Origin of the sequence: Comamonas sp. Tr-654 (assembly GCF_011752915.1) — a bacterium.
GTDB lineage: Bacteria > Pseudomonadota > Gammaproteobacteria > Burkholderiales > Burkholderiaceae_C > Comamonas.
In genome coordinates this window covers 69,802-81,942 of sequence record NZ_VWWQ01000007.1, presented here as the reverse complement: position 1 = coordinate 81,942, position 12,141 = coordinate 69,802, and the positions used below count along the sequence as shown (strand labels likewise).

11 protein-coding genes are annotated in these 12,141 nt (G+C 59.0%); 5 read left to right on the top strand and 6 right to left on the bottom strand.

Going from position 1 to position 12,141, the window contains the following annotated elements:
* Window positions 1-9 precede the first annotated feature (9 nt).
* The 5 genes from F3J24_RS20265 to F3J24_RS20245 form a co-directional block, all read right to left on the bottom strand.
* Window positions 10-999, bottom strand: coding sequence for an LLM class oxidoreductase (locus F3J24_RS20265; RefSeq protein WP_205244877.1), 990 nt, complete (start codon window positions 997-999; stop codon window positions 10-12).
* Window positions 1,000-1,038: 39 nt separating this feature from the next.
* On the bottom strand, window positions 1,039-1,974 hold the full coding sequence (locus F3J24_RS20260; protein WP_167010111.1) for a nuclear transport factor 2 family protein: 936 nt from the start codon (window positions 1,972-1,974) through the stop codon (window positions 1,039-1,041).
* A gap of 12 nt (window positions 1,975-1,986) precedes the next feature.
* A complete protein-coding gene (locus F3J24_RS20255) occupies window positions 1,987-3,105 on the bottom strand; it encodes an alkene reductase (RefSeq protein ID WP_167010109.1) in 1,119 nt (372 codons plus the stop codon).
* Between the two features lie 530 nt (window positions 3,106-3,635).
* On the bottom strand, window positions 3,636-5,009 hold the full coding sequence (locus tag F3J24_RS20250) for a HAMP domain-containing sensor histidine kinase (protein WP_205244876.1): 1,374 nt from the start codon (window positions 5,007-5,009) through the stop codon (window positions 3,636-3,638).
* The gene (locus F3J24_RS20245; protein ID WP_167010107.1) at window positions 5,006-5,680 is read right to left on the bottom strand and encodes a response regulator transcription factor; all 675 of its coding nucleotides are present in this window, start codon (window positions 5,678-5,680) and stop codon (window positions 5,006-5,008) included. Before F3J24_RS20245 ends, F3J24_RS20250 begins: the two co-directional genes overlap by 4 nt.
* A gap of 479 nt (window positions 5,681-6,159) precedes the next feature.
* Between F3J24_RS20245 and F3J24_RS20240 the strand changes: the two genes are divergently transcribed.
* Window positions 6,160-6,492 carry a hypothetical protein gene (locus F3J24_RS20240; RefSeq protein WP_167010106.1) on the top strand — a complete coding sequence of 111 codons (333 nt, stop codon included), beginning with the start codon at window positions 6,160-6,162 and terminating at the stop codon, window positions 6,490-6,492.
* A gap of 353 nt (window positions 6,493-6,845) precedes the next feature.
* Here the strand turns inward: F3J24_RS20240 and F3J24_RS20235 are convergent, their stop codons facing one another.
* Complete coding sequence (locus F3J24_RS20235) at window positions 6,846-7,469, bottom strand: tyrosine-type recombinase/integrase (protein ID WP_167010104.1); 624 nt, start codon at window positions 7,467-7,469, stop codon at window positions 6,846-6,848.
* 850 nt (window positions 7,470-8,319) lie between these two features.
* Between F3J24_RS20235 and F3J24_RS20230 the strand changes: the two genes are divergently transcribed.
* The 4 genes from F3J24_RS20230 to F3J24_RS20215 all read left to right on the top strand — a co-directional run bounded on the left by F3J24_RS20230 (window position 8,320) and on the right by F3J24_RS20215 (window position 12,070).
* A complete protein-coding gene (locus F3J24_RS20230; RefSeq protein WP_167010103.1) occupies window positions 8,320-9,978 on the top strand; it encodes a PepSY domain-containing protein in 1,659 nt (552 codons plus the stop codon).
* On the top strand, window positions 9,975-10,328 hold the full coding sequence (locus tag F3J24_RS20225; protein WP_167010102.1) for a DUF3325 domain-containing protein: 354 nt from the start codon (window positions 9,975-9,977) through the stop codon (window positions 10,326-10,328). Before F3J24_RS20230 ends, F3J24_RS20225 begins: the two co-directional genes overlap by 4 nt.
* Before the next feature lie 246 nt (window positions 10,329-10,574).
* Window positions 10,575-11,099 carry a sigma-70 family RNA polymerase sigma factor gene (locus F3J24_RS20220; RefSeq protein WP_167010101.1) on the top strand — a complete coding sequence of 175 codons (525 nt, stop codon included), beginning with the start codon at window positions 10,575-10,577 and terminating at the stop codon, window positions 11,097-11,099.
* The gene (locus F3J24_RS20215) at window positions 11,096-12,070 is read left to right on the top strand and encodes a FecR domain-containing protein (protein WP_167010100.1); all 975 of its coding nucleotides are present in this window, start codon (window positions 11,096-11,098) and stop codon (window positions 12,068-12,070) included. Before F3J24_RS20220 ends, F3J24_RS20215 begins: the two co-directional genes overlap by 4 nt.
* Window positions 12,071-12,141 lie beyond the last annotated feature (71 nt).

The following is a 12,141-nucleotide window of genomic DNA, read 5'->3' as shown; positions in this document are numbered from 1 at the left end:
ATCAAGGCCTCACGGGTTGATGCTCGGAAACAGAGGCAGAACATGCTCAGCCAGCTCTTGCAGCACCTCTCGGGCGGGTCGGCGGCTGGCCTTGAGGTTCATTGCGACATGATTGACGCCCAGAGCCTGGGCATGGCGCAGGAACGCAATGTAAGAGTTTCGTCCGCCGCGCAGCAAGGGACCCATGCTCATCAAGGGCTCATTGGGGTTGGCTGTCAGGTCGAAGAAGAATCCTTGGGCATAGGGTTTGAACGCCTCGGCACCCGCAGCTAGCTGCACTGCACCGTTCCACTCCTTGAGCAGGTCTCCCAGGTGTTCGAGGCGCACGTTGTAGAACAGCCAGCCATCGGCATTTTCGGCGATCCAGGGCAGATCCTGTCGACTGCGGCCGGTGACCAGCATGGGAAGCCTGCCATGGACTGGTTTGGGAAGCATGTCCACATGGCCGCTCATGCTGCCAAAGCGGCTGCTGGCATGTTCAACGAAACTGCCCTCCGTGACAGCGCGGATGGTAGAGAAGGCTTCGCGGAAGCGCTCGCCACGGCACTCGAACTCGTGTTCCAGGCCGAAGGCCGGGTATTCCACCGGTCGGTCGCCGGATGCGACGCCCAGCACCACACGGCCGTTGGACAGAAAGTCTACCGATGACGCTTCCTTGGCGGTATGGATAGGATGGCGCAAGGTGAGCACCGTGCTGGCCGTACCGAGAGCGATCTTGCGCGTCTGGCCCGCCAGGTAGCCCAGGTAGACATAGGGGTCGAGCATCTGGCCAGCATCGCCGAAGCTGGGGTCGAGCAGAGGCACATCGCGTGCCCACAAAGCCGCAAAGCCCAGCTCTTCGGCAAGACGAGTCATCTCCAGATGGTCGGCCAGTGTCGGCGTGGCAGCGTTCGGGTAGCCTTCAACAGGCAGGATGAATCCCATGGTCAATCGGTTCTTGCCGAATACCCGGCTGAATCCTGGGTGGTTCGCCAGGGCGCTATGCATACCGTCGGTCATTGCAGTCTTTCAAGTAGTTGGGAGGGGAGGCTGGGCGGTTCAAGGAGCAGGGGTTTCGGTGACCCAGCCTTCGTGGTAGTCCATGTCGTGCAAAAGCCAGTCGCCGCTGGCGGATTGCACCAATTCGAGTTGGTAGTGCGCGCCATAGAGTCGGCGGCCATCCTCCAGGCGCATGCGACCAGGAATCAGACGGCCAAGCACCATACGTGCGTGAGCACTTCCTGGCGTGTGCTCGATTTCGATGGGGGTGCCTGCATGCAGCATCCATGGCCAGGGCATGCGGAAGGCCTTGAGTGTGGACACCAGCATGCGCCGGCCTTTCAAGGTCCCCATGGGGGGGAGGACGGCTCTCGCGTCCTGCGTGAAACTGCGGGCCAGCAAGCCATGGTCGGCCTGGTCCAGGCCCCATGCATAACGGAACCAGGCTTGGGCCATCTGCTCTTCGTCGCTGAGCACCAGGGTGTTGTCGGGGACGCGGTGCCAGGGGGCATCGAGTTCGCTGGACACCACGGCCGGCGCGTCGCCCGGTTTCCACTGACGATAGGCCACGGGCAGTGTCCAGTCGGCCAGCGTTCCTGCCGCGCCTTCCACCGAGTTCAGCTGAAGCCGCAGTTCGGTGACGAGCGCGCTGCCGTCTATGGCGGCCAGATGGAGCACCAAGACGCCCACGAACTGCATTGGATGGCCGTCGTTGATGGAGCTACCCACGATATAGGCGCTGGCGCTAGCTTGATGGGCGTCACCCAGCGTGACCATATTCGTCACCTCTATGTCGAAGGTCGGCAGCAGGCTTCCGCGCAAAGCCAGGTGTGCGTCGCGTCGGCCTTGGTGGGTGCCGCGATGGCTGGTGGAGAGCTGCAGTTCGTCGGCGAAGAGTCCTGCGGGCAGGTCCTGTGCTTCACCTTTAAAGATGGCTGCGACCGAATCAATGGCACGCAGCAGTTGATCGCGTGTGGCGATAGATGTTCTTGGCATGGGCTTGCTTTCTCAGGCCGGCGCGTCTGCGCTGGAGTTGTCTGCCTCTTGGGCAGGCTTGTAGAACGGGTAGTCGGTGTAGCCGGCCGAGCCGCCGCCATACACGGTGGTGTCGGATGCAAGACTCAGGGGCCAGCGGTGGCGCATGCGCTCGACCAGGTCGGGATTGGAAATAAAGGGGCGGCCCATCACGACGAGATCGGCCAGGCCTTGCTCCAACATGGCATTGGCGGCGGCTGCATCCGGGTGGCAGGGCCGCATCAAGGTCCCGCGCAAGGCCTGTCTGAATTGCAGGGCAAACGAGGCATCTACGTCACCAAAAGCCGCGTGCACATAGGCGAGGCTGCCCAACAAGGGCTCGTTCGCAAACGCCAGCCAAGTCTGCGTCTCTCCCTCATAGGAGGGCATGTCGGCCAGGCGACTGAATGGAGTGACCTTGACGCCCACGTGATCAGGTCCGATGGCAGAGGCCACGGCGTCCAGTGTTTCGAGCAGAAAGCGCAGGCGATGCGCTGCCGGGGCGCCACCATAAAGGCCCTGCCGGTCATTGAGTGCACCGTTGATGAATTGCTCGAACAGAAAGCCGTTGCCTGCGTGGATTTCGACTCCGTCAAAGCCTGCCTGCATGGCCAGCCTGGCGGCGCGCACAAAGTCCGAGCGAATGCCCGCCAGCTCTTGTTCGGTCAGGCATTGCGGCATCGAGGTTTGCAGCGGGGCTGTGTGTCCTGCAGCGTTGATGCCGAAAACGGTCGTGTTCAGTGCGTGCTTGGACGTGCTGCTGACCGGCGCAGCGCCTTCGGGCTGGAGCGAGATGTGCGACACCCTGCCCGCATGAGCGAGCTGGAGAAAGATGCGTCCACCGGCTGTGTGCACGGCTTGCGTGGTCAGGCGCCAGCCCGCCACATGCTCGGGCAGGTAAATGCCTGCCGTTCCCATGGTTCCGCAGGCCTGGGGCGACACGTTCGCGCCCTCCGCAATGATGAGACCCGCGCCCGCCCGCTGGCCGTAGTACAGGGCCGTACCGGCATCAGGTGTCGAGTCCACGATGCGCGCCCGCGACATCGGCGCCATCACGACTCGGTTCTTGAGTTCCAGTCCCTTCAGCTCGAAGGGATCGAACACCTTTTCCATAAGAAATCCTCCATCGATGCGGCACATCAGCACCGCGATGACGAAGTGTCATTGATTCCAATCAATGGAAAAAGTAGATTTAAAGAACATGCTTGGTTCCTTGTGGGAACCAATTGAATGGGGTTTAGGAGCTGCTTGGGGTCAGTTCGCGAAGGCCGGCCATTGTTGGCGGCCATTCCGCCTGCTGCGACCGGTCACGCTTGAGCGGGCTAGCGGCCGCAGGCTGCTGTAATTGCTTTGTCCGGTGATGTCTGCTTTGCAGCGTGAGCGGTCTATCGCAAGATGGCAGACTTGATGGGGCAGCGCGACAAACCTGAAGCACCCATCAGCAGTCGTTCGCTTCAGCCTGCAATCGACCCGTAGCTGTCGTTCGCCCCTCGCTGCCCAATGACTGCTGCCAACGGTTGCAGCCAGTGGTCAGTACATCCATGCCGGTCATCTCATATCGGATGGTGGTTGGATAACACAAGCGCACGCAGCTTGAAAGCAGACGTCAGCAGTTCAATGCCAAGAATGAGATAGCCAGCAACCTATACGCATAGAGGGCCCGGAAATACCAAGCGGAAGCAAGCGCCCTTGGGCTTCCGGGGCGCCAGCTCTACCCGACCGCCATGCAAATGCATCACCTTTTGCACTAGGTCCAACCCCAGTCCCACACCTCTACCGTCCTGCTTGAGCCGATGGAAGGCCTCGAAGACCTGCTCCCGGTCAGCCTCCGGTATCCCGGGGCCTTCGTCACAGACCTCGACCCAGCCCATGGATGCCACCCGCACCAGAATCGTCCCTTCGCGGCCTCCGTAGTTGATGGCGTTCTGGACAATGTTGGTTATCGCGCGCTCGATGGCGACCGCATCCCCAAGGACGAAGACCAATTCTGCCTCTGGCTCAAACGACAGCTCGTATCCCGCTCCGAAAGCTAGTGGCGCAAGATCCATGACAACCCGCTCTGCCAGTTCCACAAGATCGACATCCTGGAATGCCACTTTTTGCTGCTCCATACGCTGCAGATCAAGCAACTGCCCTGCGATGGCGGTAAGGCGCGTAGAGTCCTCCAGCAATCGACTTTTAAGTGGGCTCTGCGGAAGCGCAGCCAGTCGGGTCGTGAGGATAGCAATGGGGGTACGCATTTCATGGGCTGCATCGGCCAGGAAGCGTTTATGGCCTTCGTAGCCCTTGTCCAGGCGCACCAGCGCGTCATTCACTGCTTTCACGAAAGGTGTGATCTCTAGGGGCACGTCCCGCGTGCTCAATCGCGTTCCCATCTGCTCGATGTCAATCTGCTCGGTTTGCTCCGCAATAGAGTCCAGCCCCCGAAATGCGCGTCGTACGACAAAAGGAGTAGCCAATAGCACGGCGATCACGGCAATGAACCCCAGGTATAGGGTTAACGCCACAATCGAGCTACTGGAGCGAAGAATTTGCTCGACGGTCACTCGCCCGCCCGCAGCACTCATCACCTTGATCTTGCCTAAACGTGAGTCCGCCCACTGGACGGTGGCTAAGGCTGGTGCCGACTTTTCGCCGTCTTGCCCAAGGTCGGCATATGCGATCAGGTCCATCAACGGAACAGCATCCGCCACCAGTGCAGGAGGTTGCCCTTCGGACAACTGGCGTCCTTCCATGTCCCTCGCCACAAACCAGAAGCCGGGCGTCGATGCCCGCAACGCCCGTAGCTCTTCTGTCTCCTCGAGACGAAGGTTACCGTCCTCATTCCTGTGAATGGCATTTGCGATGGCCTGGGGATGTGCCCAGTCGTACATCCCATTGTTCAGATAGCCTAGGTACCAGCCAATGCCATATGCAGCAAAGAAAAGCAGTTGTACTGCTACCAGAATCGCGGCCTGTGTAACGGTCAGTCGTAGGGTCAACTGCCAGCGCAATGATCTCGGATTGAGCATCGTCATGGCTCTTCACGCAGCAGATGTCCCACACCTCTGACGCTGTTGATGGTGAGCCCGGCACTGGCATCCGCCAGCTTCCTCCTCAAACGGGAAATATGTGTGTCTAGCGCGTTGGGCAACACCTCGTCGTCCATGGAGAACACTGACTCCATGAGGCTTGAGCGGGGCACCATACGGCCAAACCGACGCAACAACGCCTCCAGCACAAGGACTTCTCTTCGGGTTAAGTCCAATAGCACGGTGTTCACGCTGGCTTCGTGGTTCAGGAAGTCATATCGCAGGCGCCCAGCCTCGACAGACTCTTCCATCACGTTGGCAGGCCGGCGCATGAGAGCACGAAGGCGAGCGAGCAGTTCCTCGGCCGCGAATGGTTTCCCGAGGTAGTCGTCGGCCCCGTTGTTAAGGCCTTCTACACGGTCTGGCATATCACCTTTGGCTGTCAGCACCAAAATTGGAAGCGCGTTCCCCTGCGCACGCAGCTTTGGAATTAAGCCCAACCCCTCACCGTCCGGTAACTGGCGGTCCAAGATCATTACGTCGTAAGTCAGATCAGCTGCCATCGCCTCGGCGGCCGCCAGATTCTTTGCATGGTCCAGCAGAATGTTGTGCGCAGTCAGAGCATCACGCAGAGCAGAAGCCATCTCCGGCTCATCTTCGACCAAAAGCACTCGCATACCGAACCTCTTACTCTAAAAACTCTTCCAAATTTCACGCATTCATTCCTGAAATGCCGAGACTCATTCAGCGTGGCGAACGCCTGCGCCAGTTGCACTTCAGCGACGCTGTGCGGTATTCGATGAGGCTGCTTTCGCTTTGACGAAGAGTTTCACATCACACAGCTTCGCATGCAGGACCTGACGTTGGTGGCGACACCTCCGCGAGGGACTACAAGAGACGTCGTTTGCATTTCATCGAGGAGCTGTAGCTCCGCTTCAGACGGTATCTCCTGAGCGGCGACTTGTCCGTGGTGCACATCGATCCAGCATCCCCCTTACAGCTTGCAGGCAATGCCTGTCGTCTACATGTCGTCCCTCGGCCGGCCTTGCCTTCCATTGCAGGATCTGCTTCTGAGTGGTGAACTTATGTGGGTGGCGGAGCTTCCGACCGTTCCGTTTGGAGCGGTGCTTCGTCCACCGATTCACAGGAGTTCTAGATGAAAAAATTGTTTGCCCTCGCCCTCATTGCTGCTGCCGTCACGGGTTGTGCCTCCAACGCCCCCAGTGCCTCTATCAAGGATTCGTACTCTGTCTATCTCGCGCCGACCAACTCAAGCTTCGGTGCACCGAACGGCACGTTGAACAGGGGTGGCGTGTTCAACGTCATGTTCAACGGCGAGCGCTTCACAGGTCAGAACGCCAACAATGAGATCCTTGCAAAAGGGAACAAAGGCAGCACCATGACTTGCCGCTACACCATGCCTGATGCGATGGCGTCCGGTAGCTGCGCCATGTCGGGCGGCTCGACATTGAACATGAAGTTCGACTGACCGTCGACTGCCACGATCGTATTGGATGATGCATATCGCTGACGGCGGCGATATGCACCGCGCAAGGATGGCGGCAGTGCCCCGCGAAGTCCCGACCTTTAGTCTTGAGCGTTTGCTATGGGGCGGTTGACGGCCTTGGTGAATGACCGCTGATAAGCATCCCCGACCCAGCGCACATGTCGCGACGATGTTTTCGAGTACCGACCGACGGCTCCAAGCCTGAAGCGGGCGCTGGGTTCGAGACACTGAAGTTCCGCTTCTGGCCGAAAGTACCAGTTTGGCCCAGCGCCGCATTGCAGCCGTTGAAGACGGCCACCCGGCCGCAGTTTCCGGTGTGGCCGTCAGCGGCAACTTCAAATCTCCGTCTGTTCAGAGATCTCGAGGGCATCGTCGACCTCAATGCCCAAGTACCTCACTGTCGACTCCAGCTTAGAGTGGCCGAGCAGCAACTGCACAGCGCGCAGGTTCTTGGTGCGGCGGTAGATCAGTGTCGCCTTTGTCCTGCGCATCGAGTGTGTCCCGTACTCCATGCGGTCCAGGCCTAGCTCGTCAACCCAGTGACCGAGGATTCGGGCGTACTGCCGTGTCCCTAGATGTGGAGATTTGTGTAGTCTGCTCGGAAACAAGAAGTCCTCTGATTTCAGCCCAGCAAGCTTGATCCAGGCTTGCAAGGCGTCACGGGCAGCCTGCGTGATCTCGAACTGCACTGGACGCTGAGTCTTGCGCTGCATGACGACCGCGCGCGATGCCACCTGGTCGCCGTGGCATACATCCCGAACCTTAAGGGCGACGAGGTCGCATCCTCGCAGCTTGCTATCGATGCCTAAGTTGAAGAGAGCAAGCTCGCGCACCCGGCCTTCCATCTGGAGCCTTACGCGCAGCGCCCAGATGTCCTTGAGCTTGAACGGAACCTTCTGCCCGACGATCTTGCCCTTGTTCCACGGCTCGCGATAAGCGGTATTACCTGTAGATCCCATGATGGTCTCCCATCGAGTTGAGGGGTACACAGGATGCGTGGGCTTCGACTCGCCTGAGCGACTAGTGATGTTCGGCTGCCATAGCCTTATGACTGTCAGCTTCCTGGCATAGCCATGAACTCAACATCTCGGCCAGAAGCGGATAGTCCCTGCGAACCTCTCCACGGCAGCCTCTTGCTGGTTTGACTCGCTCACATTCAAAGTCTGAGCGGCAACAACCGTCAAAACTGGCCTTTGAGCGCAACCTGTCTTTAACAGCTTCGTCATCCTCGAAATCGGTCGCACGGCTACTGGATCAGGTGCGCACCACCCCATCGATTGCTACTGCGCGCAGTGACCGCTTCAAGTTGATCCATTGCAGCCCTTGCCGCCTCGACGAGAGCACATCGATTGCTATCGGTTGGCCCTTTTTTAGCATCTCGGACGTCATAGATCACAAAAGGGTAGTGATGGAAGTGCGAGTGTCGTGACGCGCTTGTCCAGACAGTGCCAAACATCGTCCTCACCTGCTTATTCGGGCTTACTCCCATGACTTGTCGACCGTCCACGAGTTTTTCAATATTCCAGTCCTCGGGCCTGCGCTTGCTGAGCCGGCTTGTGGCCGCCGTGTTGGGAGGGTATTTGCTGACCAGTGCCTGGGTTGTGTGGTGTGGCGCGTTAGGGCCAATGCTGGATATTTCCAGGGCTGAAGCCGTTTTAGCCGGCATTCAGCGGGGCTTTGTGCTGTACCCGGGGATCATCGTCGGAGTGTTTTCGCCAGTCTCTCTCCGAAACGCTTGGCTGGGAGTGCTCCTAGCAGCGTCGCTGTTCGCCGCTGGATCGGTGTTGCTTTTTGCTTGGGTAGGTTGAAATGACTCAACAGAAGGTGAACTTAGGTGCAGCACAAGGCAGTTTTCGGCAAGCGCAGGCCTGGCTACACACCTGGTGTGGGCTATGGGTGTCGTGGCTGTTATTTGCAATTTTGCTGACGGGAACGTTAGCAGTGTTCAAGGAGCCGATTACCCACTGGATGACACCTGAGCACCATGCTGAAGAAGCTGCCGAGGAGGAAAAGACTCCGCATATCCCCGCAGAGGGCGATAGGGCTCGGCGACTGGCATTTGGCCTGGCTTATATGGAGAAGCATCATCCTGGTGCCGAGATGTGGGAGCTGTGGCCGTCCAACGCGGAAGGTGCAGGTCATTTGATTGCCTATTGGTTCGATAGCAAGCGCGAGTACGCAGCAGCCCGTCTGGACCCATTAACAGGCGAGGTCGTTGCGCCGGTCAAACCAAGGGCACGCAGTACGCAAGGCGGGCACCATTTTGTGGAGTTTCATCACAACCTGCATGCAGGACAGCCGGGCTTGTGGGTCGTGGGTATGGCTGCTCTCGCCATGCTGGTGGCATTGGTTAGCGGTGTCATCACGCATCGGCGAATCTTCAAGGACTTTTTCACGCTCCGCATAGGAAAAGGTCAGCGCAGTTGGCTGGATGCGCACAACATCGCGGGGGTACTGACACTGCCCTTTCAGCTGATGATCGCCTATACCGGCATCATGATTTCGGCCGCGATTTTCATGCCCAGCGGGGTACTGACGTTCTTCGGGAAGGGATCTACAGGCGCCGTGGCTTTCGAGACCGCCGTGGATGATGCGGGAAAGCCTGCGCGCTCTGGTGTGTCGATGGCCGTCCCAGAGCTGGAGGCATTCGCTTCAAGAGGCCAACAGCTCATACGCCAACCCGTACGTGCCGTAGTGATTGATCATCCCGGGGATGCGGCAGCGCGCATTGGTGTGTATGGCTGGAATGCAGATGACGAATTGCTCGATCGGCTGAGTGCCACCACTGGCAGGGTCTTGTTTTCGGCGGCCACTGGCGAGGTTCTCAGTGTGCGACAACCTGGAGCCGTTGGAGGCGGCAGCGTAGCCCTTGCGCAGTCGGCCATGATCGGACTCCACAAGGTGAAGTTTGGCGGATTGATGCTGAAGTGGCTTTACTTCTTTTGCGGCCTGGCTGGCAGCGCGATGGTTGCAACCGGTGCCATATTGTTCACAGTCAAGCGTCGTACAAGGCACCTTGGAGAATTTGGTTCGGCCTCGACACGTCTGTACAGCTTGATTGAAGGCTTGAATACAACTGCTATTGCAGGCGTGCCTTTGGCTTGTGTGGGCTATCTATGGGGTAATCGTCTCATTCCCGTCGAGATAGCTCATCGTCGTGACTGGGAGCTGGCCATGTTCTTTGGCCTGTGGCTACTATCATTGATACATGCCGTGAGCAGAGATTCAAGCGCGGTTTGGAAAGAGCAGTTGGCCGCTCTGGCGACTCTGTGTTTTCTGCTGCCGCTATTGAACTGGCTCACTGTGGGCGACCATTTAGTGGCACAGATTCAGCGAGGAGATTGGGAAAGCGCCGGGGTGGAGCTATTCGTAATCCTCTTTGGAGTGGCCTCCACGATGGCCTGCCGAAGCTTATGCCGTCGTGCGTCAGGTGCAGCGAGGACCTCCGTGGCGGAGGCCAGCGTATGAGCATGTTGCACACGACCTTCTTGGCATTGGCACTAGCCTGGGCCGGTATGACAGCGCTGGCCTTGGCGATGGAGCGTCATTACGAACAACTCACAGGAGCTTTGGAGCTGCCACAACTCCATCGCCGCTTGTTGCGCGGTGCAGCAGTGCTGCTACTACCGACATCGCTTCTTCTTTGCCTTGCTTCCTGGGGATGTTCGGTAGGCGTAACGTCTTGGATTGGCCTGCTTTCAGTTGGGGCGTCAGGTACCGCCACCTTGCTCTGTATTCAGCCGCGTTGGGCCGGATGGATGGCCATTTCCTTGATTCTGGGGGCTGGGATGGTTTGTCTTATTTTTGAAATGGGCTAAGCGTGGCGTGCACGAACTATCTCGTGAGTCTGCCTAGAGGGTTGCCGAAACGGTCATGGCCGACGAATCATTTGCATGGCGCTGCGCAATCACTGTAGATCGATGTCAGCCAGTCCACTTCGAGGATGACTGCTACCTCAATGGCCGATCACTTGGGTTCACAAAAGCAGGCCGCAAAGAAATCATGTAAATGAGAATTGATCTCATAATAGCGCTCTTTGCCGATCCTTTGCCTGCTCTTGCATCATGCCCGCCTCGTCTACTCCCGTGTACCCAGAAGTCGCCGCTCTCTACACTGACCACCACGGCTGGTTACAGGGCTGGCTGCGTCGACGGTTGGGAAATGCTTGGGAGGCGGCAGATCTGGCGCAGGATACCTTCTTGCGGCTCATGGCTACGCCCGCAGGGCAGTCCGGGGTTACGGCAGAGCCGCTAAATGCGCCGCGCGCCTACCTCGTCACGGTGGCGCGGCGGCTGTTGATCAATCACCTGCGTCGTCAGTCACTGGAGCAGGCCTATCTGCTTGCCTTGGCCGCTTTACCAGAACCCCAGGCACCTTCGCCTGAACAGCAACTTGTCATCTTGCAAAGCCTGCAGGAGCTGGATGCCATGCTCGACGGTCTGTCACCCAAAGTGAGGGCAGTGTTTGTGCTGTCCCAAGTAGAGGGGCTGACCTATGCTGCTATTGCCGAGGAGTTAGGCATAGGTCTGCGCTCCGTCAAACGTTATATGGCTCAGGCGATGGCCGAATGCATTTTGCTGACACCATGAATAGCACCGCAGCTTCCGCTGCAGCCCCTCTATCACGCGAGGTCGCTTTGCAGGCTGCGGAATGGTTTGTGCAGTTGCAAGAGAAGGACGCCACGGCAGCCGAGCATCAGGCTTGCGCAGCCTGGCGTGCCCAAGCTCCTGCGCACGAGCAAGCTTGGCAGCGTGCCCTGGCGGTGAGTCAGCGCGCAGCTGGTGTTCCCTCTCCGTTGGGTACTAGCCTACGCCGGGACCAGCGCCTGGCACGTCGCGATGCTGCACGCGCCTTGGCGGTGTTGATGGTGGCGGCCCCTGCCGGCTGGTTGGCATGGCACACCGAACCCTGGCAGCGCTGGTCGGCCAGTCACGCCACAGCCACGGGCGAATGGCGCAGTTGGACGCTGGACGATGGCAGTCGCATGACGCTGGACACCGCAACAGTGGTGCAAATTGAATTTGATAGCAGTCAACGAAAAGTACACCTTCGTTCAGGTGCTGTATTTCTGGAAACGGCCCCCGACCCTAACCCCGTATATCGGCCACTGGTGGTGCTGACTGCGCAGGGCCAGGTTCGCGCCATCGGTACCCGTTTTACCGTTAGCACTGATAGTGATCGCAGCCAGGTGGCGGTGCTGCAAGGGGCTGTGGAGGTGCAGCCACGAGATGCTGCAACTGGGCTGCGCCTGCGGGCGGGCGAGCAGACAGCATTCGACCGTAACCAGGTCGCGCCTATAGAGCTTGTCGATAGCGGCGCAGGCCAATGGGCGCGTGGTGTGCTGGCCGTCGATGATGTACGACTGGGTGACTTTGTGGCTGAGCTGGGCCGTTACCGCCACGGGTTGCTGCGCTGCGATCCGGCCGTGGCCGAGTTGCGGCTCACAGGGGTGTTTCAGTTGGCCGACACCGATGCCGTGCTGCAGAACCTGGTGCACCTGCTGCCCGTACAAGTGCTCTACCGCACGCGTTACTGGGTCACCCTGTTGCCTGCAAGCTGAGTTTTTCAGTGGATTGCGTCCAATCTGGCACCTTTTGAAACACCGGTGTGTCCTGTTCGATGGAGCAGCTT